The following is a 26,764-nucleotide window of genomic DNA, read 5'->3' on the forward strand; positions in this document are numbered from 1 at the left end:
TCAAACTCCTAATCCGAGAATGCGCGAAGCGATGATGTTCTTCTGAATCTGCGACGTGCCGCCCATCACGCTCTGCGCGCGGCTGTACATGTAGGCGCCGAACAGTTCGGGATCGCTCGTGCCCACGGTGGCCAACGCAGCATGCCCCACGGACTGCTCGACCCACGTCATCAACAGTTTGTCCAGCGACCCCTGCGGCCCGTGGGTCAACCCGTCGAGCTGTTCGGAGAGCCTCCTGCGCACATGCAGCCTCAGCATCTCGGTCTGCACCCACGCCCATGCCAGCTCCTCGGGAGCCGATCCGTCTACCCGGGATGCCAACTGCCGCACCAGCTTTCCGTAGCGCGCCGAGAAGCCCAGCGTCGAGGGTTCCCGCTCGTGGCTGACGACGGTCATCGCCAGCTTCCAGCCCTCGCCGGGCGCGCCGACCATGTTCTCGGCGGGCACCCGGGCACCGTCGAACAGCACCTGGCCGAATTCCTTGGTGACGCCGCTGATCATCTTCAACGGCCGCTGTTCGATCCCGGTCTGGTGCATCGGCACGATGAACGCCGAGATGCCCTTGTGCTTCGGCACATTCTTGTCGGTGCGGGCCAACAGCAGACACCAGTCGGCCACATCGGAATAGCTGGTCCAGATCTTGTGCCCGTGGATGACGTACTCGTCACCCTCACAGGTCGCCGTCGTGGTCAGCGACGCCAGATCCGAACCCGCCCCGGGCTCGGAGAAGCCCTGACACCACCGCTCGGTGCCGTTGATCATTCCGGGCAGGAACCGTTGGCGAAGCTCTTCGCTGCCGTGATGCGACAGCCCGACCACCAAGTATCCCAGGCTGGGCCGCGCCGGCGCCCCGGCCTTGGCGATCTCCTCGTCGACGATCACATCGTAGACAGGCGGCAGATCCTGTCCGCCATACTCTTTCGGCCACGATGTGCCGAAGAACCCGGCTTTGTAGAGTGCCTGATGCCATGCGCCCTGCGCGGCCCAGTACTCGTCGCCCGATGTCGGGAACTTCCCCTTCTGCTCGGTCAGCCAGCCGCGCAACCGCTCGCGAAATGCGGCTTCGTCCGGTGAGTCACGAAAGTCCAATGGACAACTCCTCCAACTTCACGGGCCAGGTCTCGGTGGCGGCCAACACCCGGCGCAGGTAGACGTGGGCCAGGCACTCCCAGGTGTTGCCGATGCCGCCGTGCACCTGAATCGATGTCTCGCAGACGGTCAAAGCCGCTCGCGCACAGTAGATCTTGGCCACTCGGGCCGCCTCGATCGCCTCGGCGGCCGGGAGTTCGTCGACCGCCCATGCGGCGTGCCGCGACACGCTGATCGAACCCTCGATCAGCGCGATGCCCTCGGCCAGCAGGTGGCCGACCGCCTGGTATGAGCCGACGGTTGCACCGTACTGCTCACGAACCTTGGCGTATTCGACGGCCAGGTCCTGTGCTCCCCTGGCCGACCCGACCAGATCGGCACACGTGACCGTCAGCGCCAACGCCCGCCACCGACCGGCGTCCTCCTCCGACAAGTCGTCGAGTTCCGCGGGCGATTCGACGACCCCGGCAAGGCTTTTGGTCAGATCGACCGACTCGGGCGACTCGGCGACGGCCGGTTCATGCCCGCTACGTGCCCGCAGGTCGTCGGCGAGCACCGGCCGGATGAACGGCACGTCGACCAGGCCACGGGCGAACTCCTCGGCCACGATCGCCACCTCGACACCGGAGGCCCCGTCCGAGCGCAGCGTGCGAAAACCGGTGGCGTCCACCGCCTTCTCCAGCCTGGCGACCCTGGTGGCGTCCTCGAGGTCGGCCACCGACCCGGGACCCAGGTCGTCGGCCAGGCTCGCCGCGGCGGCCCGCAACTGTTGTTGTTCACTGGTCAGACGGACGTCCACAGACGCTCCTTCAACACTCGACGAAGAACCTTTCCCGACGGCAGCCGCGGGATCTCGGGCACGACAATCACCCGGCTGGGCCCCTTGTACGACGCCAGTCGCTCCCCTACCCACGACGCCAACTCGTCTTCAGGCACTGAAGCATTCATCTTCACGGCGGCGACGATGGCTTCGCCGTTGGCCGTGTCGGGCACACCGAAAACTGCGCAGTCGTCGACCGCGGGATGCCCGTGCAGCACCGCCTCGACCTCGGCGGGCGCGACCTGGAAGCCGCGCACCTTGATCATCTCCTTCGACCGGTCGGTGATTCGCAGCCAGCCATCGTCGTCCAGATAGCCGACGTCGCCGGTCCGGTACCACCCGTCGTCGAATGCCGACGCCGTCGCCGACTCCGGCAGGTAGCCCGCCATCACCGAATCCGACTGCACCTCGATCTCGCCGGCCTGCCCCGTCTCGAGGACCGAACCGCTGTCCAGTGACACCACCCGCACCCGCACACCGGGCACGGCGCGGCCCACGGTGTCGAGGTGTCGGCCGTCGACGTCGTTGCATGAGATGACCGGCAGCTCGCTGGCGCCGTACGCCGTCGCCCACTTCACCCCGGTCCTGGCCGTCACGGCCTCCGCGACGCTCTGGGTCACCGGCGTCGCACACCACATGATGTAGCGCAGCGACGACAGATCGTGGGACTCCAGATCCGGGTGTGCGGCCAACGCCAAAGCGATTGGGGCCACGGCCATCTCGATGGTGATCCGGTCGCTTTCGATATGCCGGAGCATGGTGTCGATGTCGAAGCGCCGATGCAACCGGATCCACGTCCCCGTCTCGAGCGCCATCACGATGTTGAGCAGACCCAGGATGTGCGAGGGCGGCGTCATGATCTGCAGGCGGTCCGACGACGACAGCTGAAGAGCATCGCGCCAGTGCCGAACCGCGACGTCGAACGCGGCGTGGGTGTGGCGCACGGCCTTCGGCATGCCGGTGGTACCCGAACTGAACACGAACAGCGCGTCGGCCTGAGGATCGGGTGCGGTGACCTCCCGCTGCCCGGGTTCGATCGGATCGTCGAGCGAGAGCATCGGCATGATCTCGGCCAGCAAGGGATGATCGCCCACCGCGTGCGCCGGACGGGTCAGCGCCAGCGCGTGCTCGATCTCCGTGCGCCGCCACGCCGGGCTGAGCAAGACCGCCGAGGCGCCCAGCCGCCAGACGGCGCGCAGCGCCACGACGAACTCGGGTCGGTTCGACGACATCAGCGCGACCCGGTCGCCGGCGCGTACGCCGCGGGACTTCAGGGTGGCGGCCATCCCGGCGCTCAGCGCGTCAAGCTGCGACAGCGTGTATTCACGCTGCTCGAAGGCGAGCGCGATCGCCTCACTCACACCCTGTCCTCACTAGTGTCCGCGACGGATTTCGCTTTGAGAATAGCGTATCATTTAACGAGAATGATATTCTCGCCCAGTTAGAACCGATATGCCAGGAGAGTTGTTGATGACGGCGGATCCGATGCCTGACCAGCCAGCACAAGGCGGACAGGTGACGATCGTGCTCGACCGCAAGAAGGTGTCGGTGACGCGCGTCGCCGACGAGACGCTCCTGGAGAGCGCCAGGCGGGCCGGGTTGTCGCCGCCCTTCTCGTGCGAAGCGGGCAACTGCGGCACCTGCATGGGCAAGCTCACCGAGGGTCGCGCCACCATGCGGGTCAACGACGCTCTCGACGAGGACGAGGTCGACGAGGGATACATCCTCACCTGCCAAGCGATCCCGGACACCGACACGATCTGCGTGACCTACGACGACTGAGCCGCGATGTCGCCGTGCTCATCGACGCGGGGGGCCGGCCGGTATTCCGGCTCATAGCCGACGATCTGAATCGGGCTGCGCACCAACCGGAAATCTCCCGCCTGCACGATCACCTCGGGCGTCTGCTCCAACGCCTCAGGCAGCGTGCGCACCGCGGCGACCGGGATACCCAAGGGGCGCAAGCGCGCCTCCCAGCTCGCGGCGGTGTCGGTGGCCAGCGCGGCGGCCACCACCTCCAAGACCTCGTCGCGCTTGGCCGCGCGCTCCGCCATCGTCGGAAAGCCCTCGATGCCCGCTTCGGCCGCGAACGCGCGCCAGAACCCGTCGTGGGTGATGAACAGCGCCAGGTAGCCCTCCGCCGTCGCAAACAGTTGCGCCGGAACGTAATACGAGTGCGCGCCGAACGGATAGCGCAACGGCGCCGCGCCGTCGTTCAGGTACGCCGAGGCGCGGTAGTTCAGCTGCGAGAACATCACGTCGCGCAGGGACACGTCGACCTGACCACCGCGGCCGGACACGATCTGCGCCAGCAGACCGAGCGCCGCGGCCAGGCCGGTCGAGTTGTCGGCCGACGAGTATCCCGGCAGGGTCGGCGGTTCATCCGGATGACCGGTCATCGCCGCCACCCCGGTCGCGGCCTGAATGACGTAGTCGAACGCGGGATCGTCGCCGCCCTCGAGTCCGAAGCCCGTCATCGCGACACAGACGATGCGTTCGTTGAACCGCCGAAGCGATTCGTATGTGAGGCCGAGCTTCTTGATCGCCGACGGCTTCATGTTCACCAGCAGCGCATGGGATTCCGCGACGAGTTCGCCGAGCCGCCGTCGGCCGTCGTCGGACCGCAGGTCAAGGACGACGCTTTTCTTGTTGCGGTTCAGGCTCGCGAAGTAGCTGTCACCGACCTGCCGTGAGATCTCACCACCCGGCGGCTCGATCTTGATGACCTCCGCGCCCAGGTCGGCCAGGAGCATGGTGGCGTACGGGCCGGCCAGCATGACTCCGACCTCGATGATCCGGATGCCGGCCAGCGGCGGGCCGCTAATCGAACCCAGCGGTGCGCCAGCGCTCACCGCACCGCCTTGGCCAGTTCGGCGATGACCTCGCGCGTGCGGTACTTCGATGCGATCAGCTCGTCCCGGTTGTCACCGATCGGCAACAGGCGGACCGAGAGGTCGGTCACTCCTGCGTCGGCGAACCGCTGGAAACGGGCCAGGATCGCGTCCTCGTCGCCGGCGGCGCACAGATCGCCGACGTCGCGCGCATCGCCGCGGTCCAGCAGCCGCTGATAGTTCGGCGACGTCTCGGCCTCGGCGAGGATGCGGTTCGCCCGCTCCTTGGCCGCCTCGATCTCCGAATTCGCGCACAGACACACCGGAATTCCGGCGACGATGCGCGGCGCAGCCCTGCCCGCCTCGGCGGCGGCCTTGTTGATCTTGGGGGCGATGTGCTCACCGATCGCCTTCTCGTCTGCCATCCACAAGACGGTGCCGTCGGCGCGCTCCCCGGCGATCTGGAGCATCACGGGGCCGAGCGCGGCCACCAACACCGGCAGCGGGCTCTCCGCGCCGAGCACCGTCGGGTTGTGCACCGTGAAGGTGTCGTTCTCGACGTCGACGTCGCCCGGGCCCGCGAGCGCCGCGTTGAGCACCTCGAGATAGTCGCGGGTGTAGCCCGCCGGCTTCTCATAGGGAATGCCGAGCATGTCACGCACGATCCAGTGATGGGACGGCCCCACGCCCAGCGCGAGCCGTCCGCCGGCCATCGCGTGCACGGACAGGGCCTGACGCGCGAGCGCGATCGGGTGCTGCGCCTGCAGGGGCACCACCGCGGTCCCGAGTTCGATCTTCGAGGTGTGCGCGGCCATCAGCGCCACCATGGTCAGACAGTCGAAGTCGTTGGGCACCTGCGGCATCCACGCAGTGTCCAGCCCCGCGGACTCGGCCCACTCGATATCGGACACCAGCTTGTTGACCTTGCGCGCCATATCGCCGCGCTCGGCCCCGATCATCACGCCAAGGCGCATGTCAGTTCTTCCTTCGAGAGTTCGGCGCCGAGCGAGTCACTGCCCGCTCACCGTCAGCTTGCGCACCTCGTCGACCAAGGTGTCGAGCGGAGTGCCCGTCGGGAACACCGCGGCCGCACCGGCGGACAGCAGCTTGGGCACATCGCCCTGCGGGATGGTGCCGCCGACGACGACGGCGATGTCACCCGCGTCGGCCGCACGCAGGGCCTCGACCGTTCGCGTCGTGAGCGCCACGTGTGCGCCGGACAGGATCGAAAGCCCGACCAGCGCAACGTCTTCCTGCAGGGCGATCGACACGATGTCCTCGATGCGCTGGCGGATCCCGGTGTAGATCACCTCGAAGCCGGCATCACGCAGCGTTCGCGCGACGATCTTCGCGCCGCGGTCGTGACCGTCGAGGCCGGGTTTGGCGACGAGCACCCGCACCGGGCCGGCGGCAGAAGCGTCCGCCATCAGAACACCACCGGCTGCTGGAACTCGCCCCACACTGACTTGAGTGTCGAAACCATCTCTCCCACAGTGCAGTAGGCGTTGGCGCAGTCGATCAGCTTGTGCATCAGGTTGTCATCGCCTTCCGCCGCGCGCGCCAGGGCCGCCAGCGATTCGGAGACCGCGGTGGCGTCACGCTCGGCCTTGACCTTCGAGAGCCGTTTGAGTTGCAGATCGCGGCCCTCGGCGTCGAGTTCGTAGGTTGCGATCTCCGGCGGCGGCTCGTCGGAGACGAACTTGTTGACCCCGACGACCGGCCGCTCGCCCGACTCGATCTCCTGGTGGATCTTGAACGCCTCGTCGGCGATCAGGCCCTGCAGGTAGCCGTCCTCGATGGCGCGGACCATCCCGCCGTGGGTCTCGAGATCGTGCATGATCTCGATGATCTTCTCCTCCGTCGCGTCGGTGAGCGCCTCGACGAAGTACGAACCGCCCAGGGGGTCGGCGACCTTGGTCACGCCGGTTTCGTAGGCCAGGATCTGTTGGGTGCGCAGTGCCAGGGTCGCCGATTCCTCACTCGGCAACGCGAACGGCTCGTCCCACGCAGCGGTGAACATCGACTGCACGCCGCCGAGCACCGCGGCCATCGCCTCGTAGGCGACCCGCACCAGGTTGTTCTGGGCCTGCGGCGCGAACAGCGACGCACCGCCGGCCACACACCCGAACCGGAACATCGACGCCTTGTCCGACGTCGCGCCGTAGCGCTCTCGCACGATCGTCGCCCAGCGCCGCCGGCCGGCCCGGTACTTGGCGATCTCCTCGAAGAAGTCGCCATGGGTGTAGAAGAAGAACGAAATCTGGGGTGCGAACTGGTCGATGGTCATGCGGCCGCGTTCGACGACCGTGTCGCAGTAGGTGACGCCGTCGGCGAGGGTGAACGCCATCTCCTGGATCGCGTTGGCCCCGGCATCGCGGAAATGCGCGCCCGCGACGGAGATCGCGTTGAACTTGGGCACCTCGGCGGCGCAGAACTCGATGGTGTCGGCGATCAGGCGCAGCGACGGCTCCGGCGGCCAGATCCAGGTGCCGCGCGACGCATACTCCTTGAGGATGTCGTTCTGGATGGTGCCGGTGAGCTTGGCCCGCGGCACACCCTTCTTCTCCGCTGCCGCGACGTAGAAGGCGAGCAGGATCGCGGCGGTGCCGTTGATGGTGAAGCTGGTGCTGATCTTGTCCAGCGGGATGCCGTCGAAGAGGATCTCCGCATCGGCCAGCGTGTCGACCGCGACACCGACGCGGCCCACCTCCTCGCCGTACTCGGGGTCGTCGGAGTCGTAGCCGCATTGGGTGGGCAGATCGAGTGCCACCGACAGCCCGGTACCGCCCTGATCGAGCAGGTAGCGGTAGCGCCGGTTGGACTCCTCGGGGGTACCGAACCCGGAGTACTGGCGGAATGTCCACGTCTTCCCGCGGTATCCCGTCGCGAAGTTTCCGCGCGTGAACGGATAGGTGCCGGGCGGAGGCGGCTCCGTCACCCTGTCCGCTGGTCCATAGACCGGCTCGAGCGGGAGCCCCGACGGGGTCTGTACTGGCTCGCTCATCACGGATAACGTACTTGCAAAAAATGAGAATGCCAATACCGCACGCCGGAAACGTGCACCGAGCAGGGGGCGTCCGGACGCACCGAAACCCCGCGAAGACCCGGTACACAGCGAATATGGCACTTGCGTAAAATGAGAACGCCAATACCGATCGCATCCCGGGTCCGCTAGCATCGTGGGGCGACTCAGGTCGCAGCCAAAGGAGGTCCATGTCCGCCTTCACTGACCGCACGCTCGTCGTCTCCGGCGGCAGTCGCGGCATCGGTCTCGCGATCGCTCTGGCCGCGGCCAGGCGCGGCGCCAACGTCGTGCTGCTGGCCAAGACGGCCGAACCGCACCCAAAGCTCCCCGGCACCGTGCACACCGCCGTCGCGGAGGTCGAGGCCGCCGGCGGCAAGGGTGTCGCGGTGGTCGGCGACGTGCGCAAGGAAGAGGACGTGCAGCGCGCGGTCGACGCGGCCGTCGAGAATTTCGGCGGGGTGGACGTCGTGGTCAACAACGCCAGCGCCATCGCCACGGAGCCCACCGAACAACTGGCCGCCAAGAAGTTCGACCTGATGATGGACATCAACGTGCGCGGCACGTTCCTGCTCACCAAGGCGGCGCTGCCGTACCTGCGCAAGTCGGCCGCGCGCACCGAGGGCGCGGAGGCGGCGGGAGCGCACGTGATCACGCTGGCACCGCCCCTGAACCTGAACCCGCACTGGCTGGGTGCCCATCCCTCCTACACGTTGTCTAAGTACGGGATGACGTTGCTCTCGCTCGGGTGGGCCGCCGAATACGCGGACACCGGCATCGGATTCAGCTGCCTGTGGCCCGAGACCTACATCGCCACCTCGGCCGTCGCCAACGCACCCGGCTTCAAGGAGATGCTCGAGCGGTCCCGCGATCCGCAGATCATGGGTGACGCCGCCGCGTTGGTCCTGTCGCGCCCCGCGGCCGACGTGAACGGCAGGTGCTTCATCGATTCGGATCTGCTTGCCGAATCCGGCGTGACGGACCTGTCGCGCTACGGCGGTGGGGATGACCCCATCCTTGATATCTTCGTCGACAAGTCATGAGCATCTCACTGCTGCTCGAGATGGCCTCGAGCAATCCGGACCGCACCGCCGTGGTGTCGGGCGAATTGCGGCTGACCACTGGTGAGTTGAGTGCGTTGGCCGACGGCGGGGCGGGTGTCATCGCCGCGTCCGGCGCGTCCCATGTGGCGTACGTCGGCACGGGTGGCGCGATGCTGCCGCTGCTGTTGTTCTCCTCAGCGCGGGGCGGCGTCGCGGTGACGCCGCTGAACTACCGGCTCAGCGCCGACGGCCTCCGCGAGCTCATCGATCGCCTCCCCCAGCCGCTCGTCGTCGCCGACGCCGAGTACCGCGAGATGGTCGCGGGCGCGGGCAAGCAGGTCATCGGTTCCGACGAATTCCTCGACGCCGCGCGCACGGCCGAGCCCAGCCCCGATGTCCCTGTGTTCGCCGACCCTGAGGACGTCGGGGTCGTGCTGTTCACCTCGGGCACGACGTCGCGTCCGAAAGCCGTTGAGCTGACGCACAACAACCTCACCAGCTACATCACCGGCACGGTCGAGTTCGATTCCGCCGAATCCGGCGACGCCGCGTTGATTTGCGTCCCGCCGTATCACATCGCGGGTGTCAGCGCCGCGCTGTCCAATCTCTATGCCGGCCGAAAGATGGTGTACCTGCCACAGTTCGACGCCAGGGAGTGGATTCGGTTGGTTCGCGACGAAGGCGTCACGTCGGCGACGGTCGTGCCGACGATGCTGGACCGCATCGTCACCGCCCTCGAGACGGAGAACGCGTCGCTGCCCACCCTGCGCAGTCTTGCGTACGGCGGCTCGAAGGTGCCACTTCCGTTGGTGCGCAAGGCGCTTTCGCTGTTGCCCGAGGTCGGATTCGTCAACGCCTACGGGTTGACCGAGACCAGTTCGACCATCGCGGTGCTCGGACCCGAGGACCACCGCGAGGCGCTGGCCTCCTCCGACGAGGCCGTCCTGCGCAGGCTCGGCTCGGTCGGCCAGCCGGTGCCGGGCGTCGAGGTGCAGATCCGCAATGCCGACGGCGAGGTGCTCGGCGCAGGCGAGACCGGGGAGCTGTTCGTGCGCGGCGACCAGGTGTCGGGCCGCTATGCCGAGATCGGGTCGGTGCTCGACGCCGACGGTTGGTTCCCCACCAAGGACATCGCGATGCTCGACGAGGACGGTTACCTGTTCATCGGTGGGCGCTCGGACGACACGATCATCCGCGGCGGGGAGAACATCGCCCCCGCCGAGATCGAGGACGTCCTCGTAGAACATCCGGCGGTGCGCGACTGCGCCGTGGTGGGGCCCGAGGACCCGCAGTGGGGTCAGATCATCGTCGCGGTGGTGGTTCCGGCCGACACTCCGGACGGCCCGGCCACCCCGGACGCCGACGAACTGCGCGAACACGTGCGGCGGCAGCTACGCGGGTCGCGCACACCCGACCGCATCGTGTTCCGTGACGAGTTGCCGACAAACGCGACCGGCAAGGTACTGCGTCGAGAACTGATCGCGGAGTTGACAGCCACCAATTAGCAAGGAGCCCAGCATGATCAAGAACGGCACGCGACTGCAGAGCCAAGTGTGCGACACCCAGGTCATCGTCGTGCGCAGCTCGGACAGCCTCGACGATCTGCGTGCGGGCGGTGTTCCGATGGTGCCCCTGGACGCCGAGAAGTCCGCCGACGCCCAGATCGACCCGGAATTCTCCGGCGGCAACGCGATGGGCAAACGCTACGTCGACGACAACGGCGCCGAAGTCCTGGTGACCAAGGCCGGGGCCGGAACGCTGAGCGTGGGCACCACGCCGCTGTCTCTCAAGGAAGCCAAGCCGCTACCGGCGAGCGACTGATACCTTTCACCGGGTGAGGCCACGCCGCCTGCTCACCCGGTATGTGGCCGGCCTCGCGTCGGCCTACCTGCTGACGGCCGTCGAGGTCATCGCTATCGTCGGACTCCTCGCCGGGCGTAGCGTCGTCACGCTCGAGAACGTGCTCACCGCGGCGGCACTGCTCGCGGTCGGTACTGCAACCGTCGGCCTCAGCGCCGCGTACATTCTGCTGCAGCCACTGCGTCACCTGCGCGCCGGGCGCGAACCCACCGCCGCCGAACGGCGCTCGACGCTGATGATGATGCGCCGCCAGGCCGCGGCCACGCTGGCACCCTGGATCCTCACCGCCGCCGTCCTGGTACCGCTGAACCTCGACTCCGGATCCGAAGCGCTCGCGGTGATCGGGTCCGCCATGCTCTTCGGGGCGATCGCCACCGTCTGCACCGGGTTCTTGTTCACGCTGCGGACGCTGCGACCCGTATTGGCCAGCGTCGCACCGGATTCCACCACGCCGCGATTGACGGCGCCCGGCGTCCGGGCCCGGCTGTTGCTGATGTGGACCGTGTGCACGGCTCTGCCGGGCGTGGCGATCGCCTCGCTGTTGATCATGCGGAACAACGGCTGGCTCGTCGAAAAGACCGCCGCGATCGAGCTGGCGTTGATCGTGCTCGCGTTGGTCGCGGTCGTGCTCGGCCTGCGCTCGCTGATCCTGACCTCCATGTCGATCTCCGACCCCGTTGGCGAAGTCGTTCAGGCGATGGCCGACGTCGAGCGCGGACAAATCGACCGAAGCGTCGAAGTGTACGAGTGGTCCGAGATCGGCCGCCTCCAGCGCGGTTTCAACAGCATGGTCGCCGGGCTGCGCGAGCGCGACAGGCTACGCGACCTGTTCGGGCGCCACGTCGGCGAGGATGTGGTCCGCCGCGCGGTCGAGGAAAACGAGTCGCTGTCGGGCGACGAACGCGACGTGGCAGTGCTGTTCATCGATCTGGTCGGGTCGACCAGGTTGGCGGTCACCCACCAGCCGGCCGAGGTCGCCGAACTCCTCAACGACTTCTTCCGCATCGTCGTCGCGGCCGTCGACCTGCGGCACGGCCTGATCAACAAGTTCCAGGGCGATGCGGCGCTGGCCGTGTTCGGCGCTCCCCTTCGCGTCGACGAACCGGCGACGGCCGCGCTGACCACCGCACGCTCACTCGTCACCGACCTGCAGCGCCTGCAGCTCGACTTCGGTATCGGGGTGTCGGCCGGGCCCGCGTTCGCAGGCAACATCGGCGCGGAGAACCGGTACGAATACACCGTCGTCGGGGACGCGGTCAACGAGGCGGCCCGGCTCGCCGACCGCGCCAAGGAGTTCCGCGCGCGGGCGCTGTGTTCGGGCACCGCGCTCGAACGTGCCTGCGATGCGGAACGACGGTGCTGGGTGCTGCAGGGGTCGGAGACGCTGCGCGGCCGGTCTGCGCCCACGGAGATATGGGCGCCGGCCACCGACGCTGGTTAGAGACGCGAACCGTCGGGGAATACAGCGGCATGGCTGTGCGCACCGCGGACTCCCAGACCATTCGCACGGCGGTTACCGGCGCGTCGATCGGCAACGCCGTCGAGTGGTTCGACTTCGCCATCTACGGGCTGTTGGCGACGTATATCGCCGAAATGTTCTTCCCGCCGGGCGACGAGACCGCCGCGCTGCTGAGCACTTTCGCCGTCTTCGCCGCCGCGTTCTTCATGCGGCCGTTGGGCGGGTTCTTCTTCGGCCCACTCGGCGACCGGATCGGCCGCCAACGTGTACTCGCGCTGGTGATCCTGCTGATGTCGGCCTCGACACTGGCCATCGGCCTGGTTCCCAGCTACGAATCGATCGGCGTGGGGGCGCCGCTGCTGCTGCTGTTCCTGCGGTGCCTGCAGGGCTTCTCGGCCGGCGGCGAGTACGGCAGCGGCGCATGCTTCCTCGCCGAATACGCCACCGACCGGCATCGCGGGTTCATTGTGTCGTTCCTGGTGTGGTCGGTGGTCGTCGGTTTTCTTCTCGGTGCGCTGACGGTCACCGGACTCGAGACTGTGTTGTCCGAGCCCGCGATGGACTCCTACGGCTGGCGGATCCCCTTCCTGATCGCCGGTGTGCTCGGCGTCGTCGGCCTGTACATCCGCCTGCAGCTGAGAGACACACCGGAGTTCGAGAACCTGCGCGAGCACGGCGAGGTCGCGTCCTCGCCGTTACGCGAGGCGTTCCGTACATCATGGCGGCCCATCCTGCAGATCGCCGGCCTGGTGGTCATTCACAACGTGGGCTTCTACATCGTCTTCACCTACCTGCCAACCTATTTCACTGAAACACTCGATTCCAGCAAGGTCGATGCCTTCGTGTCGATCGCTGTCGCCAGCATGGTGGCGATGATCCTGATACCGCCTCTCGGCGCGCTGTCCGACCGGATCGGGCGCAAGCCTCTGCTGTACGCGGGCGGGATCGGGTTCGCGGTCTTCGCCTATCCCCTGTTCCTGCTGCTGAATTCGGGCTCGCTCACCGCTGCGGTTGCCGCCCACGCCGCGTTGGCGGCACTCGAGTCGGTGTTCGTGTCGGCGTCGTTGGCCGCCGGCGCCGAGTTGTTCGCCACGAGAGTGCGTTCCAGCGGCTACAGCATCGGCTACAACGTGTCGGTCGCCGTTTTCGGCGGCACCGCGCCGTATGTCGCGACCTGGCTGGTCGACCGCACGGGCAACCAGATCGCACCGGCCTACTATGTGATCGCCGCGGCCGCTGTCAGCGTGGCGACGCTTCTGACCATGCGGGAAACCGCCCGACAGCCACTGCGCACCACGGTCCACACATAGCGCACACCACATCGGCGATTGCGGTCGTACTCAACGCAACCGGGTGCACCGCAGTCGTGCATGGCACACAATCGGTGCATAGCGACGGTGACTTCGCGGGTCCCCCGTTACGCGTGGGGCTGGACAGCTTCATCGGAACAACGGTCGAGTTCTACGATTTTTCATCTACGGCATCGCGGCGGCGTTGGTGTTTCCGAGGCTGTTCTTTCCTGCCGTGTCCCCCGCGACGGTGCTCATGGGGCTGCTGCCGACCTATGCGCAGATCGGCCTCGTGGCACCGCTCCTGCTGACGACATTGCGGCTCACACAGGGTTTCGCGGCCGGAGGGGAATCGGGCGGCGCGCCGCCTGTCTCGTTGCGGTTTCGGTGATCTCGGCGATATCGGCCTGCTTCCTACCGGGAGCGTAAACGCGGTCGTCGTCGGAGCAGCCGCGCGAACTCGACCGTCGAACGGCGGACCGACTCCAGTTCGAGTGACACCAGAAGCGTGTCGACCATCGCGAAGGGCAGGGTGGTGACCACTGCGCCGCGCCCGTACTCGATGTGCCACGAGCCGGGGTGGATGGTCATGCCTCGCGCCTGCCCCCTCCCGAGGCACGTTCGCTCACCGGGCAGCAGCGTCATCGCCGTGTTGTCGTCGGATTCGAGGTCGTAGGAATCGATCCGCCCGGCCAACAGGAACTTGTGGATCTGCACCCGCTTGTAGCGGCCGGAGAAGCCCTGGGTGCCGGTCGGAGAGCCGAAGATCACGATGTACTCCCGCGGGCTGAAGTAGACGAACCGGACCTTGCCGAGGATTCCGCCCGCCCTGCTCGCGACCCACCGCCCAGGCGTGGCATCGATCAGGTCGGGGTACGCGTCGGCCAGCAGTTCGATGGCGCGCGAGCTGAGCTCGTCACCTTCGGCAGACAGTCCGACCACCTGACGCGCGATGTCGTGCACCACGTCGGGGTCGATCTTGTAGCGCATCAGCCGAACTCAATCGGCAGGCTGGTCGGCCCGCTCATACCGAGCAGCGGTTTCCACGGCGCCGGTCCGACGACCCGCGGGTTCGGCATTCGTCGCGCGATGATGGTCAAGGCCTCGCAGAGCTCACGCCGTGCGAGGTTGGCCCCCAGGCAGTAGTGGGCGCCACCGCCGAAGGTCAGGATCGGCGGCGGGTCGTCTCGGGTGATGTCGAAGCGGGTCGGGTCGTCGTAGACGGCCGGATCCCGGTTGGCCGCATAGGTGTTGACGATGATGAACGATGCGGCGGGGAACGTGTATTCGCCGACAGCCACGTCCTCTGCGACGGTGCGCACCGTGCTACACATCGACGGTGAGTGGCGCATGGTCTCTTCGACCGCGCGCATCGCGAGGCCGGGCTCATCGCGCAACAGCACCCATTGGTCGGGGTGCTCGCTGAGCACCTGCATGGACGCCGCGAGTTGGCTTCGGGTGGTGTCCGTTCCGGCGATGAGCACGCTGAAGGCCAGCATGCGCAGCTCGCCCGCGTCGAGTCGGTCGCCGTCGTCCTCGGCCCGGATCAGTGCGGAGAGCAGATCCTCGGTGAGGTCCTCGCGGCGACGGGCGATCATCTCGTCGATGTAGCCGTCGAAGTCGTCCCAGGCCGCAAGCACCGCCGCCTCTTCAGCGGCGAGATCGCAGTCGAAGCTTACGATCTTGAAGATGTCCTCGGCCCATCGCGAAAACCGTTGCCAGTCCTGCCTCGGCGCGCCAAGCAGGGCACAGATGACCGGGATGGGGTATGGCCGTGCGATGTCGTCGACGAACTCGCAGCGGCCACGGTCGGCGACGCGGTCGATGAGTTCGTTGACGACGGTGTGGATCGTCGGATCCATCCGCGCCGTCGCCCGTGGCGTGAAGGCCTTCGACACCAGTCCGCGCAACCGGCGGTGCTCCTCCCCCTCCATGTTGAGGATGCTGCGAGTCACCCTGTCCCACAGCTCACCTGAGGTGATGCCATGGGCGGACAAATGGATGCCCTGCGGGATTCCGAAGCGCGGGTCGCGCAGGACGACCCTCGCCAGTTCGTACGACAGCACCTCCGGTCCGATCGGACCGAGCGCGATCGGTGCCTGCTGCTGGGCCGCCCGGAACTGCGGATAGATCTCCTGGGGCGTCGCGGTGACGTCGTAGGTCAGGGTCGGCAGGCCAACATCGAAGACGCTCGGTCTCGCAGCTCCGACGCTCATCGGGTGTTCTCCGACCCGAACCTCAGCGGAAGCTCACGCAGCGAACAGGTTGCCGACGGCCACGTGATCTCGGGGAAGTAGCCGGGAACGAGCTCGAAATCCGGTATGCGCGCGAGCCATTCGCTCACGACGAGCCGCAACTCCATCCGGGCCAGGTGGGCGCCCAGGCACCGGTGCGGCCCGCCGCCGAAACCCCAGTGCTTGTGCAGCTTGCCGTCCATCACCAGGTCGTCGCCCGAGTGCGGATCGCTTCCATCCCGGTTGATCGCGCCGACGCAGAGCCGCACTTGGGAACCGGCGGGCAGGGTTACGCCGGCGACCGTGACCTCTCGGGTGGCCACGCGGCCGAGTACCGGCGCCGCGGGTTCAAGCCGGATCACCTCCTCGACGAAGGCGCCGACGTGCTCGGGTTCCACCCGGAGTTGCCGGCGCAGGTCCGGACGGCGGGCCAGCTCCAGCATGGCGGCGCCGATCGAGGCGGTGACGGTGTCGAGGCCGGCGAGGACGAATACGAGCGACATTCCCGTCGCTTCGGCGTCGGTGAGCGCATCCTCGCTGTGCAGGACATCGGACAGTATGCCCGTCTGTGGCGCTTCCCGCTGTGCGCGAACGGCTTCGGTGAGATATCCGAACAACTCTGCTGCCGGGGTCAGGTCCACGCTGTTGGGATCGGTCGCCAAGCTGACGGCGATGATCGCGTCCTTCCACGCGATCAGGCGTTCGCGGTCCTCGAGCGGGAGGCCGAACAAAGTCAGGAACACCTGTGACGGATACGGGATCGCGAGGTCGGCCATCACCTCGCAGCCGGGGCGGGTGGCGATCTCGTCGATGATGTCGACCACCTGCGCCAGTAGCGACGGCAGCAGCGCGCTGAGCGTCTGGGGGCTGAAGTAGGGATGCAGGAGCCGGCGGTAGCGGGTGTGCTCGGGAGGGTCGAATCCCAGCGGCACCAGCGGCACGGGGCTGATCATGTCGTCGTAGTCGGTCTTCGACGAGTACGTCTCCGGATCCCTCAGCGCGGCGAGCACGTCGTCGCGGCGCGTGAAGTAGTACCAGCCGTCGCCGTAGAGCACCGGCCCGAGCTCGCGCAGCTTTGCCCAGCCCGCGCCGCGGTCCCCTGCCATCGGCAGGTCCTCGTACAGGACGTGCGGCAGCCCCAGCGTCTCGGTCATGGCACGTTGGTGGCCAGGAACGTCAGTGGGAGCCCGAGGGCCGACAGATCGATCTCATCGAGGTAGGAGCCCTCGCCCGAGAACCCCTGGCGGAAGCGGGTCGTCGAGCCGTAGCGCTGTGTGACGGATTCCGCCGCCGAGGCGTCCGGCACCCTGAGCACGACGGTGTACACGCCGTCCCCATGGCGGTCGAGGAACTCGTTGACGTAGGTTGCGACCGAGGCCGTCGAGCCGGGCACCGGGCTGATCAGCTCGATTCCCCGGTTCCAGTCCAGATGGACGCGCACCCCGAGTTCGGCTAGTTCGGCCTCTTCGAAGTCGAACCCGAGGTCGGTGAACATTGCCACCGTCGTTTCCCGCCGTTCCGGCGCCACCGCGAACACGACGTGATGTAGCCCCAGCGTGGACTGATCGGTGCTCATCGCCGTACCAATCCGCGCGGTTGCACCAGGCCGAGGTCCAGGTGGGTCAACCAGCCCGGCGGGCCGTCGCACACATCGGGGATGGCGTTGATGGCGCCCATCGCGGTCCACGTGTAACCCGGATGATCCATGGTGCCGTCGGGCTTCACCAGGCCGTGCATGGTCAGTTCGGTGGGCGGATCACCCTCGATGACGATGCGGTACCGCGTTCGACCCCAGTCCCACGGCGGGTCGAGCTGGTCGGGTCCACCGGTTACGTAGATCGCGTGGTACACGATCAGTGGTTCGCCGTTGACCCGTGCGGACCACGTGTGGTGTTGTGCGGCAACGGTTCCCCGCGGTATCGCACCTTCGTCGTGCGGGATGTCTCGGGTGGCGACAGCCGCCTCGACCTCTGCGCTCACGTCGTCGATACTTACACCGAGTCCGTCGGCGACCATGTGCATCGACTGGGCGAAAAAGGGTACCCCGAGCCCGAGAATCGTTGGCTCGGTGAGGAAATTGTCCTTGTCCTTGCCGAAACCCATCCAGTCGATGTGATCCATCGGGGCGTCTCTCAGCACGTCGACGACCTCCCACACCTCGATCTTGTCGATCCTGCTGGCGACGCGCGCGAGGGTGAGAGGCAGGATGTCGCCCGCGTAGCCGGGATGGATGCCGCCGGCGTGAAACGACGTGCCGCCGTCGGCGCAGGCGGCCCGGATCTTGTCGCCGCCGTCGCGGAAATCGTCTGTGGGATGGAAGAAGCCGCTGGTCGTGACGATGTTCTTGCCCGAACGCAGGAGTCCGCAGACGGTGTCGATGTCCATGATCACGGGCGTGTAGAACACGCAGTCGGCGTCCAGCGCGCTGATCGCGTCCACGTCGTCGGTCGCGATCACGCCGGTGGACCCGATGCCTGTGATCTCGCCGGCGTCCTTGCCGACCTTCTCCTTGCTGTGCACCAGCACACCGACGAGGTCGAACATTGGGCACTGCGCGAAATGCCGGATGCCGGCCTGACCGACGTCTCCGGTCATCCACTGGATGACCCGGTAGGTCTTCTCGGACGTCCGCTCAGACATTGAGGACTCCCCGCGGAAGTAGCAGCGGCAGATCGTTGTACGTCGCGATGCCCGGCGGCGCCGCCACGACCGCCGGGATCGCGGTGATCGCGGGCATCGCGACGATCGACAGCCCCAGCATGATGTAGTCGTCGATGGTCTCGCCGACGAAGCCCTCGGGCGGAAGGAAACTCAGCGTGGTCTTGATCGTCGGCGTGCCCCGGACCTCGACGGTGTAACCCATGTCCAGTTCCCAGTCGGGTTCGAGTGTCTGGCCTTTGCGCCACCGGCCGCGGATCTCGATGACCTCCTTGCCACCCGCGACCCCCTTCCACCCGACGTCCACCCCCGCGACGCAGCCCTTCTCGATCAGCCAGTCTCCGGGAAGATGGAGGTCCGTGGTGGTCTGGGCGTAGGCGACGTCGCAGCGGACTTCGTCGAGGCGGACGCCGAGGGCGTCGGCGACGAGAAGAACACCGTCGCGGAAGATGGCGGAACCCTTCTCGGTGATCGACTCCAGCTCCGGGTGGTCGATGGGATAGCCGAAGCCCATGGGCTTTTCGGTGTCGGGCGAGTTGTAGATCGTGGTGTCGATCGCCTCCACCACCGACACCTTCTCCACGCTCTCGGACAGGCCGGCCGACACGATGGCGAACAGTTGGATGAAGCCGGGGTTGATCCCGCTGCCGAAGATGGTCGACCCGCCGTGGTGGCAGGCCTCGACGATGCGGTCACGGTCCTCGCCGAAGAAATGCCCGGTGATGAATTCGGATGTCGAGACGATGTTGACACCCGCGCCCAGTATCCGCACCATATCGTCGACGTCGGCGAACATCGGGTTGTAGACGACGCAATCCGGTTCCAACGTCAGCAGGGCATCGACGTTGTTGGTCGCGGTCACGCCCAACGGGTCGATACCGCACAACTCCCCCACATCACGACCGACCTTGTCTTTCGACCACGCGTAGCAGCCGACCAGCTCGAGCTGCGGGTTGAGTGCGATCGCGCGCACCGAGCGCTTGCCGACGTTGCCGGTGGTCCACTGGACGATGCGGTATGTCATGCCGCGGAATTTTCGGCCGGGTCGAACACGACGGGAAGCGAACGGAAGCCCCGGGTGATCGAGTTGCCGACGAACACCGGAGGTTTCTCCGGATCCAGTGCGAGTTTCGGCATCCGGGTCAGCACCTGTTCCAGGCCCACCTGCAGTTCGAGCCGGGCGAGGTTCGAGCCCAGACAGCGGTGCACACCGGCGCCGAAGCCCAGATGGCGGTTGTCCTTGCGGTCCAGGATGCACCGGTGTGCGTCGACGAACATCTCCTCGTCGCGGTTGGCCGAGGCGTAGTTCACGATCACCGACTGTCCGGGGCAGAAGGTGCGCCCGCCGAGTTCGACTTCTCTGGCGACGGTGCGCGGGATCCCGTGAATCGAACCGCCGAAGCGAATGAACTCCTCCACCGCGCGCGGCAGAATCTCGGGTTCACGGATCAGCCGATCCCGTTCGTCTGGGTGCGTGGCGAGATAGTGGAAGGCCCACGACATCGCGCTGGCCGTCGTCTCGAGTCCGGCCTGCACCAGCAGCATCGCGTTCGCGACCACGTCGTTGAACGGCAGCGGCTGTCCATCGATTTCGGCGCCCAGCAGCACGTCGATCATGTCGTCGCGGGGCGGCGCGTCACTGCGTGCGCTCACGGTGTCGTGGATGTGCTGGTACAGCCCGCCCCACGCCGGTCCGCGCTCTTCCTCGGTGGCGCCGTTGAGGGCGGTGTCGGTGAGTTCGATGCACAACGGGACGTCTACGACCGGCATCCCCAGCAGGTACTTGAAGAACACGATGCCGGGCTGACGCCACGCGACCTGAGCGAGGTCACCCCGACCGGTACTGATGAAATCGTCGATCAGCCGGTCGGTTTCGTCGCGGATCTGGGGCCGTAAAGCCTTCATCCGCGCCGGCGAGAAGTACGGGTTGAGCACCTTGCGAAACTTCTGCTGCCGGGGCGGGTCCAACGTGATCACCAGATCGCCGCCGAAAGCCTCGGCCGCATCCGGAGTGGGATTGCTGGAGAAGTGTTCCCAGTCCTGCAGGATGCGGTAGCACTCGGCGTAGCGCACCGCCACCCATGCACTGTCCGGCATCGTGGTGAGAAACGGGGTGTCGGTGTGGACGAACGGCGCCTGCCGCCGCATCACGTCGTAGACATCGTAGAGGAAGTCGGTGTCGTTGAAATCCCCGTGCCGAAGATCCCAGTTCTCTGCGTGTTCCTCCGGCGGTTTTCGAGTCACGGAGCCGGATCCCCTTGCGACTGCGCGGCTTGGCGCGCTTCCCGTTCCTCGTGGATGCGAACCAACTCGCGCCAGCCGATCCGGTTGTACTTCGGCACCGGTTGAATGCCCCATTCGTCCCGAGCGGTGTCCTTGCCCTCCGCACCCTCAGGGGAACCCAGCGGCGGGTACGGCACCTTGCACTCGAGCGTGTCATCCGAGTAGCGCACCTTGAGGAGCTCGCTGCAGATCTCGGTGAGGCTGAGGGTCGGATAGCCGTAGTAGACGGCCATGAAGGGCAGCGTGAACGCGCCCTCGATGACCAATGCGACCAGGCAGACCAGCACCGCCCTCTTGATGTAGAGGTGCATGCGGGCGTAGTAGGGCGTGGTGCCCGGTGGCAGATCGTCGGCCTTGTCTTTTTCGGTGCTGTCGGGGGTGAGCGAAGACGATGTCATGGCTCGGCTCCTAAACCTGTTCAGTCGGTGAAGATTTCACGGTTGACCGTGTGGAGATACGGGATGGCCAGGAAGGGTGTGATGTAGAAGATGTCGTAGAGCCACCAGCCGATGACCGGGAAGACGACCCCGGCGAAGCGGACGTCGGCGTACATCGTCATGTTGAACACGTACAGGCACCAGATGAGGACACCCATCCAGCACGTGATGATCATCCACTGGTGACCCCAGCGCTTCATCTGGAGGAAACCGATCGCCGCGGCGCACCGCATCGCGAAGACCGTCAGGATCATGCCGAAAACCATCGACTTCTCGCCCGGTCCGGCCGCACCACCGACCCAGAACTCGTTGTAGTGCCAGAAGTATCCAGCGTCGAACATCGCGCCCCAGCCGACCATCAGCACGCGGTTGATCAACGTGTGGTTGGCGACCAGGTCGAGCGCCCAGCCGAGGCTGTTGAGCATTCCGTCGATCAGCACGAGATAGCCGATCAGCGTGACGATCATCGGCCGCATCGACAGTCCGGCCCGCGCTGCCTGACGTTGTAGCCACACACCGCGCATGAAGATGGGGAAGCCGATCAGGCCGGGCGCCCACATGCCCATCAGCGCGGCGCCGACGATCATCCACTTGTCGGCACGGCGCTGGGCCAGCCGCGACTCCTCGTGGTGTTCCTCGAGGCTGACGCTCGCGTCGGACGACTTCGGTGCGCTGGACCGACGGTTCAACAGCGGCAGATTCACAATTCCCACCATCCGCGTGCGAACGACATGTAGAGCTGGATGGCGAACATCGTGAACAGGTAGCCGTAGATGACTATCTGCAGGATGATCAGCGCCTTCTTGCGCTTCCGCTCTTTTTGGTCCATGGCGGCGGTTCCTTCCTAACCGGAGGTGCTCGGGGCGTCGGCGGCCAGGCTGGCCACGGCGACTTCACGCAAACCGTCGGTGATGGCACCGTCGGTGGACAGGGGTGCGAGGATGCAGGCCTCGGCGGCCGCCAATTCGGTTGCGCCCGCGACGATCAACTGCGCGGCCGTCACAAGGACGCGAGTCGACGGCGGCTCGAAGTGGAATGCCTCATCGGCGGTGCGGATGGCCGTGGCGCACCGCACGAGCCGTGCCGCGGTCGCTGGATTGACACCCGTTTCCGAGACGACGACCTCCCCTTCGCGCTCGGGCGGAAGGTACTTCATGGGCAGTGTGACGAAGCGTTGACGAAAGGAGGGTTTGAGTTCCTTGAGCGAACTGCGGTAGGCCGGGTTGTACGAACACACCAGCATGAAGGTGTCGGGCGCCTTGACCACCTCACCCGCGCGGTCGAGGTACAACGCGCGGCGGTGGTCGGTCAGCGAGTGCAGGATCGCCAGCGAGTCGTGGCGCGCCTCCACCACTTCGTCGAGATAGCAGATCGCACCGTCCTTCACCGCCCGCGTCAGCGGGCCGTCGGTCCACACCACGTCACCGCCGGTGACCATGAATCGCCCGACCAGGTCCGAACTGGTCAGGTCGTCGTGGCAGCTGATCGTCACGACCGGTCGTTGCAACAGCACCCCCATGTGTTCGACGAGGCGGGTCTTGCCGCAGCCGGTCGGCCCGGTCAGCATCACGGGCAGGCGTTGCCGATACGCCTGCTCGAACAGCTGAATCTCGTTGCCGTTCGCGTAATAATCGCCGTTGACTGTCCGCTCTATCCGCTGGCTGGCGTCGCTCATGCGGCCACCAGTTCGCGATGGACGTGGGCAAGCACTCGGGGCAACTCCTCGATTCGTCGGATGCGTTGTGAGCGCCGGGGACCGAAAACCTCCGGCAGTGGATCGACACGGGTGGGCCCGACACCGACGTAGTAGATGCTCACGCCGGCGTCGTTCGCCTCTTCGACGGCGTGCGCAGCGTCGGCCCAGGCGTAACGGCCCTCGTATCCCTCGTCGGAGATCAGGCCGTCACCGATCACGATGAGCAGTCGCCGCTCGGACGGTTGGGCGAGCAGCCGGCTGGTCAGATGGCGCAGCGGTGCGCCGAGCCGGGTGTAACCGCCGGTGGCCAACCCGAGCCGGCCGGGCGGCACGAACCTGCGGTCCTCGAAGTCCTTGAGGCAGCTGACCTCCACGCGGTGGCGAGTGTTTCCGGTGAACACGAAGATGCCGTGCCGTTCACGGGCCAGTGTCATCGCCCGCGAAAGGGCGTCGGCGCAGGCCAATTCGAGCTTGAAGATCCGGCCACCGTGCACGCCGAGCGACGAACTGCCGTCGAGCAGAAGCGCCGTGGTGACATCCCGGTTGGTGGGCAGCAGCTCGCGAAAGATGCGCGGCTCGATCGCCTCGCCGGTGGCCAGGTCGATGTAGTGGTTGACGTACTGCTCGACGTCGAGGTCGGAGCCGTCTTCCAACCGGTTCTTCATCGTGCGATGGGTGTGCTCCTCGAACCACCTGCGTAGCTCGGTGGATACCGATTCCGGTTGGCGGGTGCGCGACGCGTGCGCCTTCTCGAGCACCGCGACGTGATCGCGCATGAAACTCTTCGTCCACGCGTTCCATTCGGGGTACGGGATGCCGGGCCGATGGTCGGGCGTGATGTCGAGGTCGTTGTCCTGTGGCCGACTCGGCGGCGGGAGGTTGGGGTTGCGGATCCCGCCGTCTCCGCCGACGGGTATGGAATAGGGCCGCGGTAAGCGCTTCTCCGATGTCGTCCAAGGCATCCTGCCGAGCGTGCGGCGCAGCCTGTCCGAAACGCTCTGCGGCGCGGTGTAGACCACCGGGAGCCGGCCGAACAGCGGATCGACGCCGAGCGGTTCTGTTGTGCGTGCCAACGCGATCGCCCGATCCAGCATCGCGGTCGCGTCGAGATCACCGTCGAGGATGTCGACATCACCGAGCACGCGCCGGAACTCGGGCAGCAGGCCGGGCCAGCGCTCGGACACCCACCCCAGGGCGACACCACCCTCCACCCTTGTCAGCGCGCGCAGTTCGCGCGTCGACAGTTCGTTCAGCCGGAATCCGAGAATCCTGTCCTTCGACGGCGAGCACTGCAACGCAATCCCGCACGTGATGGTTCTGCGGGTCCAGCCGCGGTGGATCGGGTAGGGCACGTGGACGAAATCCAGCGCCGCGTTGAGCCCGAAGACGCGATGCTCCCCGGAGACGAGGCGCACGCCTTGGCGGCGTTGCCCGCTCAAGGCCACGGCCGTCACCGCGCAGCTGCGCTCGACCGCCATGGCGTGAGAGTCGGAGAGTTCGGCCATCGATTCGAAACCCTCAGAAGGTCCCGATGTTCGAGAACATCCAGTACCAGAACCAGATGATCAGTCCGGTGCCGCCCCAAGCGGCGACGTAGCGAAGTATCTCCCAAATCCAGTCCACGTATGCGCCTCCTCGAGCGGGTTGACTGTCAGCGGAACTCGTGGCGCCGTGCGACCGGTCGGGTCGGCATCGAATCAACGATCACGGCGTCGCCCGCGGTCGGCACCCCGTGCCGGCCTTGTCCGCGCGCCAACTGCGTGGCCTGAGCGGTCATGGTAAGCCCCTTTGTAGTCCATCTGCTGACTGCAGTCAATGAGTTGAGTCAGTCTGAAAAGATTTCGCGGTTGACCGTGTGCAGGTACGGGATCGCCAAGAACGGCGTGATGTAGAAGATGTCGTAGAGCCACCATCCGATGACCGGGAAGATCGTGCCCGCGTACCGCACGTCGGCGTACATCGTCATGTTGAACACGTACAGGCACCAGATGAGCACGCCCATCCAGCAGGTGACGATCATCCACTGATGCCCCCACCGCTTCATCTGCAGGAAGCCGATCCCGGCGGCGATCCGCATCGTGAAGACGGTGAGGATCATCCCGACTTCCATCGCCTTCTCCCCCGGTCCGGCGGCGCCGCCGAGCCACAGCTCGTTGTAGTGCCAGAAGTAGCCGGCGTCGAACATCGCGCCCCAGCCGTTCAACAGGATTCGCGCCAGGATGGTGTGGCTCGCCACGAGATCGAGCGCCCAGCCCACCGTGTTGATGGCGGCGTCGATGATCACCAGATAGCCGATGAGCGTGACGATCATCGGACGCACCGACAGGCCCTCGCGCTGGGCCTTGCGCAGCAGCCATACGCCCCGCAGGAAGAGCGGGAGACCGAAGATCCCGAGCGCGGCGGTGCCGATAAGCAGGCTTCCGGATATCAACCACTTGTCCGCCTGGCGCTGGGCCAGCCGGGAGCGCTCCATGTGCTCGTCCAGACCGCTGCCCGCGACGGGATCTGTGCGCAGAGTCAAGGCACCCTCCTGAGAGTCGGCCTCCCGAGCATCGCAGGAAGACTGACCTCAGTCAACCAACTAGCGGGCTTCGATCCCTCGCAGGGTTCGCGCCACGTAGTCGTCGAGCATGGAGCTCTGTGTCGGCCACTCGTGCGTGGTTGTCAACAGCGCATAGAGCCCAAGCAGGAAGAACACGGCGCTGTTCATGGGGTTGACGTCGGGCGCGACCCGTCCCATTTCCTGTGCACGCTCGATCTCCTGCGCGACTCGGACGATGACCGGGTGCTCGTTACTCTCGTCCGCGGGGCGGCTCTGTGAAAAGTGCAGAGCAAGAAAGTCCTTGAACAGGATTGCGCCGAGGCGGCGCTCCAGTCCCAGGACCAGTCGCACAGCCTCTTGAAGCACGGACGGCAGGCCGCGAGTGGAATCGGCATACCGGCCGAGCTGCTTGGCGATGCGCTCTTCCTCGCGCCGCTCCAGCTCGAGCAGTACGTGTTGCTTGGTCGGAAAGTGGAAGAAGAACGTGCCGTGCGCGACCCCCGCGGCGGCGACGATCGCACCCACGTCCGCCTCGGCCATCCCCGAACGCTTGAACTCGGCAATGGCCGCGCCCATCAATCGCTCGCGTGTCTGTAGGCGTTTCGCCTCGCGCGCTGAGGGTTTGTCCACCACGGCCATGACCCGACGATAGCAACACCGACCGGGTATTGACACGTGTGATTGACTGCAGTCAATTTCGGAAGGAGTCCGATGGCGCTGGAACAATTCAATCTCGACGGGCAGGTGGCCATCGTCACCGGTGCGGGCAAGGGTGTCGGGCAGGGTATCGCGAGGGTCCTCGCGGAGGCGGGCGCCACCGTCGTCGGTACGGCCCGCACCGAATCCGACATCGTCGCAACGATCAAGGGCATCGAGGAATCGGGCGGTAAGGGACTTGCCCTGGTGGCCGATGCGATCAGCCGACCGGACGGTGAGCGCGTCGTCAACACGACGATGGACCGCTTCGGCCGCATTGACATCCTGATCAACAATGTGGGTGGTTCGACGTTCGGGTCGTTTCTCGACATCACCGACGAGGACTTCCGGCACACCTTCGACTGGTGTGTCACGTCAGCGTTCATCATGAGTCAACTCGTCGCCCGTCACATGATCGAGGCCGGACACGGCAACATCGTCAACATCTCCTCGGGATCAGCACGTTTCGGCATCCGCGCGCTGACCGCGTACTGCGTCGCGAAGGGTGGGCTCGAAGCGCTCACCCGGGCGATGGCCCAGGAGTTGGCGCCGAAGATCCGCGTCAATGCCATCGCACTCGGCTCGTTCGCCACCGAGGGACTGCAAAGCGGCCTCGATATGATGCCGGGGGCACTGGACACGATGCTCTCGCTCACGCCGCTGCATCGACTCGGCAACGTCGAGGATCTCGGTAGGCTCTGCGTTTACCTGTCGACCAAGGACTGCTACGCCACCAACGCCATCTTCCACGTCGATGGCGGGATCGACTCGAATAACCTGCCGCTGCCCATACCCGACTACTGAT

Annotated in this window: 29 protein-coding genes and 1 pseudogene; 8 read left to right on the plus strand and 22 right to left on the minus strand. The window is 66.4% G+C overall.

Annotation, left to right across the window (positions count from 1 at the left end):
- From A5650_RS10790 to A5650_RS10800, 3 genes are read right to left on the minus strand one after another with little or no spacing between them, the layout of a single operon-like run.
- Complete coding sequence (locus tag A5650_RS10790) at positions 1–1,089, minus strand: acyl-CoA dehydrogenase family protein (protein WP_067084837.1); 1,089 nt, start codon at positions 1,087–1,089, stop codon at positions 1–3.
- A complete protein-coding gene (locus A5650_RS10795; protein WP_067290364.1) occupies positions 1,076–1,888 on the minus strand; it encodes an acyl-CoA dehydrogenase family protein in 813 nt (270 codons plus the stop codon). Before A5650_RS10795 ends, A5650_RS10790 begins: the two co-directional genes overlap by 14 nt.
- Positions 1,873–3,270 (minus strand): class I adenylate-forming enzyme family protein, encoded by a 1,398-nt coding sequence (locus A5650_RS10800; protein WP_067290367.1) that lies wholly within the window; start codon positions 3,268–3,270, stop codon positions 1,873–1,875. Before A5650_RS10800 ends, A5650_RS10795 begins: the two co-directional genes overlap by 16 nt.
- A gap of 109 nt (positions 3,271–3,379) precedes the next feature.
- On the opposite strand from A5650_RS10800, the gene A5650_RS10805 reads away from it, so the two are divergent.
- Positions 3,380–3,691, plus strand: coding sequence for a 2Fe-2S iron-sulfur cluster-binding protein (locus A5650_RS10805; protein WP_067084842.1), 312 nt, complete (start codon positions 3,380–3,382; stop codon positions 3,689–3,691).
- Here A5650_RS10805 and A5650_RS10810 read toward each other — a convergent pair.
- The 4 genes from A5650_RS10810 to A5650_RS10825 are packed head-to-tail and all read right to left on the minus strand — an operon-like array spanning position 3,679 to position 7,744.
- A complete protein-coding gene (locus tag A5650_RS10810; RefSeq protein WP_082950720.1) occupies positions 3,679–4,734 on the minus strand; it encodes a CaiB/BaiF CoA transferase family protein in 1,056 nt (351 codons plus the stop codon). The genes A5650_RS10805 and A5650_RS10810 overlap by 13 nt on opposite strands.
- Positions 4,735–4,757: 23 nt before the next feature.
- Positions 4,758–5,714 carry an LLM class F420-dependent oxidoreductase gene (locus tag A5650_RS10815; protein WP_067290373.1) on the minus strand — a complete coding sequence of 319 codons (957 nt, stop codon included), beginning with the start codon at positions 5,712–5,714 and terminating at the stop codon, positions 4,758–4,760.
- Between the two features lie 36 nt (positions 5,715–5,750).
- Positions 5,751–6,167, minus strand: a complete 417-nt coding sequence (locus A5650_RS10820) for a cobalamin B12-binding domain-containing protein (protein WP_067290375.1) — start codon at positions 6,165–6,167, stop codon at positions 5,751–5,753.
- On the minus strand, positions 6,167–7,744 hold the full coding sequence (locus A5650_RS10825; RefSeq protein ID WP_067290377.1) for a methylmalonyl-CoA mutase family protein: 1,578 nt from the start codon (positions 7,742–7,744) through the stop codon (positions 6,167–6,169). The genes A5650_RS10820 and A5650_RS10825 overlap by 1 nt, the downstream gene beginning before the upstream one ends.
- A 209-nt stretch (positions 7,745–7,953) precedes the next feature.
- Here A5650_RS10825 and A5650_RS10830 point away from each other — a divergent pair, with 209 nt between their 5' ends.
- The 6 genes and pseudogenes from A5650_RS10830 to A5650_RS26370 all read left to right on the plus strand — a co-directional run.
- Positions 7,954–8,805 carry an SDR family oxidoreductase gene (locus tag A5650_RS10830; RefSeq protein WP_067290380.1) on the plus strand — a complete coding sequence of 284 codons (852 nt, stop codon included), beginning with the start codon at positions 7,954–7,956 and terminating at the stop codon, positions 8,803–8,805.
- Positions 8,802–10,310, plus strand: a complete 1,509-nt coding sequence (locus A5650_RS10835) for a class I adenylate-forming enzyme family protein (RefSeq protein ID WP_067290382.1) — start codon at positions 8,802–8,804, stop codon at positions 10,308–10,310. The genes A5650_RS10830 and A5650_RS10835 overlap by 4 nt, the downstream gene beginning before the upstream one ends.
- Positions 10,311–10,323: 13 nt before the next feature.
- Entirely contained in the window at positions 10,324–10,626 is a 303-nt protein-coding gene (locus tag A5650_RS10840; RefSeq protein WP_067290385.1) for a hypothetical protein, read from the plus strand.
- A 13-nt stretch (positions 10,627–10,639) separates the two neighbouring features.
- Entirely contained in the window at positions 10,640–12,106 is a 1,467-nt protein-coding gene (locus A5650_RS10845) for an adenylate/guanylate cyclase domain-containing protein (RefSeq protein WP_067290387.1), read from the plus strand.
- Positions 12,107–12,135: 29 nt separating this feature from the next.
- Entirely contained in the window at positions 12,136–13,434 is a 1,299-nt protein-coding gene (locus A5650_RS10850; RefSeq protein WP_067290575.1) for an MFS transporter, read from the plus strand.
- Positions 13,435–13,508: 74 nt separating this feature from the next.
- A pseudogene (locus tag A5650_RS26370) lies at positions 13,509–13,777 on the plus strand (MFS transporter); the annotation flags it as partial.
- A gap of 50 nt (positions 13,778–13,827) precedes the next feature.
- Here A5650_RS26370 and A5650_RS10860 read toward each other — a convergent pair.
- The 15 genes from A5650_RS10860 to A5650_RS10920 form a co-directional block, all read right to left on the minus strand.
- Positions 13,828–14,403: an isomerase gene (locus A5650_RS10860; RefSeq protein ID WP_067290393.1), complete on the minus strand. Its 576-nt coding sequence runs from the start codon at positions 14,401–14,403 to the stop codon at positions 13,828–13,830.
- The gene (locus A5650_RS10865) at positions 14,403–15,629 is read right to left on the minus strand and encodes a cytochrome P450 (protein WP_067290397.1); all 1,227 of its coding nucleotides are present in this window, start codon (positions 15,627–15,629) and stop codon (positions 14,403–14,405) included. The genes A5650_RS10860 and A5650_RS10865 overlap by 1 nt, the downstream gene beginning before the upstream one ends.
- Positions 15,626–16,801, minus strand: coding sequence for a cytochrome P450 (locus A5650_RS10870; protein ID WP_067290400.1), 1,176 nt, complete (start codon positions 16,799–16,801; stop codon positions 15,626–15,628). The genes A5650_RS10865 and A5650_RS10870 overlap by 4 nt, the downstream gene beginning before the upstream one ends.
- Positions 16,798–17,223 (minus strand): VOC family protein, encoded by a 426-nt coding sequence (locus tag A5650_RS10875; RefSeq protein WP_067290404.1) that lies wholly within the window; start codon positions 17,221–17,223, stop codon positions 16,798–16,800. Before A5650_RS10875 ends, A5650_RS10870 begins: the two co-directional genes overlap by 4 nt.
- Complete coding sequence (locus A5650_RS10880) at positions 17,220–18,287, minus strand: NAD(P)H-dependent amine dehydrogenase family protein (protein ID WP_067290407.1); 1,068 nt, start codon at positions 18,285–18,287, stop codon at positions 17,220–17,222. Before A5650_RS10880 ends, A5650_RS10875 begins: the two co-directional genes overlap by 4 nt.
- Complete coding sequence (locus A5650_RS10885) at positions 18,280–19,329, minus strand: NAD(P)H-dependent amine dehydrogenase family protein (protein WP_067290411.1); 1,050 nt, start codon at positions 19,327–19,329, stop codon at positions 18,280–18,282. The genes A5650_RS10880 and A5650_RS10885 overlap by 8 nt, the downstream gene beginning before the upstream one ends.
- On the minus strand, positions 19,326–20,549 hold the full coding sequence (locus tag A5650_RS10890) for a cytochrome P450 (RefSeq protein WP_067290414.1): 1,224 nt from the start codon (positions 20,547–20,549) through the stop codon (positions 19,326–19,328). Before A5650_RS10890 ends, A5650_RS10885 begins: the two co-directional genes overlap by 4 nt.
- On the minus strand, positions 20,546–20,986 hold the full coding sequence (locus tag A5650_RS10895; protein WP_067290417.1) for a hypothetical protein: 441 nt from the start codon (positions 20,984–20,986) through the stop codon (positions 20,546–20,548). The genes A5650_RS10890 and A5650_RS10895 overlap by 4 nt, the downstream gene beginning before the upstream one ends.
- Positions 20,987–21,006: 20 nt before the next feature.
- On the minus strand, positions 21,007–21,729 hold the full coding sequence (locus A5650_RS10900) for a hypothetical protein (RefSeq protein ID WP_156744084.1): 723 nt from the start codon (positions 21,727–21,729) through the stop codon (positions 21,007–21,009).
- Entirely contained in the window at positions 21,726–21,854 is a 129-nt protein-coding gene (locus A5650_RS27515; protein ID WP_256364342.1) for a hypothetical protein, read from the minus strand. Before A5650_RS27515 ends, A5650_RS10900 begins: the two co-directional genes overlap by 4 nt.
- A gap of 15 nt (positions 21,855–21,869) precedes the next feature.
- Positions 21,870–22,700 (minus strand): CbbQ/NirQ/NorQ/GpvN family protein, encoded by an 831-nt coding sequence (locus A5650_RS10905; RefSeq protein WP_067290424.1) that lies wholly within the window; start codon positions 22,698–22,700, stop codon positions 21,870–21,872.
- Positions 22,697–24,226 carry a nitric oxide reductase activation protein NorD gene (locus A5650_RS10910; RefSeq protein WP_067290428.1) on the minus strand — a complete coding sequence of 510 codons (1,530 nt, stop codon included), beginning with the start codon at positions 24,224–24,226 and terminating at the stop codon, positions 22,697–22,699. Before A5650_RS10910 ends, A5650_RS10905 begins: the two co-directional genes overlap by 4 nt.
- Positions 24,227–24,372: 146 nt before the next feature.
- Positions 24,373–24,498 (minus strand): hypothetical protein, encoded by a 126-nt coding sequence (locus tag A5650_RS27520; protein WP_286150369.1) that lies wholly within the window; start codon positions 24,496–24,498, stop codon positions 24,373–24,375.
- Positions 24,499–24,546: 48 nt separating this feature from the next.
- The gene (locus A5650_RS10915; RefSeq protein WP_197501841.1) at positions 24,547–25,194 is read right to left on the minus strand and encodes a hypothetical protein; all 648 of its coding nucleotides are present in this window, start codon (positions 25,192–25,194) and stop codon (positions 24,547–24,549) included.
- A gap of 108 nt (positions 25,195–25,302) precedes the next feature.
- Complete coding sequence (locus tag A5650_RS10920; protein WP_067290436.1) at positions 25,303–25,902, minus strand: TetR family transcriptional regulator; 600 nt, start codon at positions 25,900–25,902, stop codon at positions 25,303–25,305.
- A 72-nt stretch (positions 25,903–25,974) separates the two neighbouring features.
- On the opposite strand from A5650_RS10920, the gene A5650_RS10925 reads away from it, so the two are divergent.
- A complete protein-coding gene (locus A5650_RS10925; RefSeq protein WP_067290438.1) occupies positions 25,975–26,763 on the plus strand; it encodes an SDR family NAD(P)-dependent oxidoreductase in 789 nt (262 codons plus the stop codon).
- Position 26,764 lies beyond the last annotated feature (1 nt).

The organism is Mycobacterium sp. 1164985.4 (assembly GCF_001668575.1).
Taxonomy (GTDB): domain Bacteria; phylum Actinomycetota; class Actinomycetes; order Mycobacteriales; family Mycobacteriaceae; genus Mycobacterium.

Excerpts from the sequence above, each read along its gene's own strand:
- A5650_RS10925 (WP_067290438.1), top strand. The coding sequence starts at position 25,975 with ATGGCGCTGGAACAATTCAATCTCGACGGGCAGGTGGCCATCGTCACC.
- A5650_RS10805 (WP_067084842.1), top strand. The coding sequence starts at position 3,380 with ATGACGGCGGATCCGATGCCTGACCAGCCAGCACAAGGCGGACAGGTG.
- A5650_RS10860 (WP_067290393.1), bottom strand. The coding sequence starts at position 14,403 with ATGCGCTACAAGATCGACCCCGACGTGGTGCACGACATCGCGCGTCAG.
- A5650_RS10840 (WP_067290385.1), top strand. The coding sequence starts at position 10,324 with ATGATCAAGAACGGCACGCGACTGCAGAGCCAAGTGTGCGACACCCAG.
- A5650_RS10815 (WP_067290373.1), bottom strand. The coding sequence starts at position 5,714 with ATGCGCCTTGGCGTGATGATCGGGGCCGAGCGCGGCGATATGGCGCGC.
- A5650_RS10910 (WP_067290428.1), bottom strand. The coding sequence starts at position 24,226 with ATGGCCGAACTCTCCGACTCTCACGCCATGGCGGTCGAGCGCAGCTGC.
- A5650_RS10885 (WP_067290411.1), bottom strand. The coding sequence starts at position 19,329 with ATGACATACCGCATCGTCCAGTGGACCACCGGCAACGTCGGCAAGCGC.
- A5650_RS10835 (WP_067290382.1), top strand. The coding sequence starts at position 8,802 with ATGAGCATCTCACTGCTGCTCGAGATGGCCTCGAGCAATCCGGACCGC.
- A5650_RS10865 (WP_067290397.1), bottom strand. The coding sequence starts at position 15,629 with ATGAGCGTCGGAGCTGCGAGACCGAGCGTCTTCGATGTTGGCCTGCCG.
- A5650_RS10830 (WP_067290380.1), top strand. The coding sequence starts at position 7,954 with ATGTCCGCCTTCACTGACCGCACGCTCGTCGTCTCCGGCGGCAGTCGC.
- A5650_RS27520 (WP_286150369.1), bottom strand. The coding sequence starts at position 24,498 with ATGACCGCTCAGGCCACGCAGTTGGCGCGCGGACAAGGCCGGCACGGG.
- A5650_RS10905 (WP_067290424.1), bottom strand. The coding sequence starts at position 22,700 with ATGAGCGACGCCAGCCAGCGGATAGAGCGGACAGTCAACGGCGATTAT.
- A5650_RS10920 (WP_067290436.1), bottom strand. The coding sequence starts at position 25,902 with ATGGCCGTGGTGGACAAACCCTCAGCGCGCGAGGCGAAACGCCTACAG.
- A5650_RS27515 (WP_256364342.1), bottom strand. The coding sequence starts at position 21,854 with ATGGACCAAAAAGAGCGGAAGCGCAAGAAGGCGCTGATCATCCTGCAG.
- A5650_RS10870 (WP_067290400.1), bottom strand. The coding sequence starts at position 16,801 with ATGACCGAGACGCTGGGGCTGCCGCACGTCCTGTACGAGGACCTGCCG.
- A5650_RS10915 (WP_197501841.1), bottom strand. The coding sequence starts at position 25,194 with ATGGAGCGCTCCCGGCTGGCCCAGCGCCAGGCGGACAAGTGGTTGATA.
- A5650_RS10895 (WP_067290417.1), bottom strand. The coding sequence starts at position 20,986 with ATGACATCGTCTTCGCTCACCCCCGACAGCACCGAAAAAGACAAGGCC.
- A5650_RS10820 (WP_067290375.1), bottom strand. The coding sequence starts at position 6,167 with ATGGCGGACGCTTCTGCCGCCGGCCCGGTGCGGGTGCTCGTCGCCAAA.
- A5650_RS10880 (WP_067290407.1), bottom strand. The coding sequence starts at position 18,287 with ATGTCTGAGCGGACGTCCGAGAAGACCTACCGGGTCATCCAGTGGATG.
- A5650_RS10825 (WP_067290377.1), bottom strand. The coding sequence starts at position 7,744 with ATGAGCGAGCCAGTACAGACCCCGTCGGGGCTCCCGCTCGAGCCGGTC.
- A5650_RS10850 (WP_067290575.1), top strand. The coding sequence starts at position 12,136 with ATGGCTGTGCGCACCGCGGACTCCCAGACCATTCGCACGGCGGTTACC.
- A5650_RS10875 (WP_067290404.1), bottom strand. The coding sequence starts at position 17,223 with ATGAGCACCGATCAGTCCACGCTGGGGCTACATCACGTCGTGTTCGCG.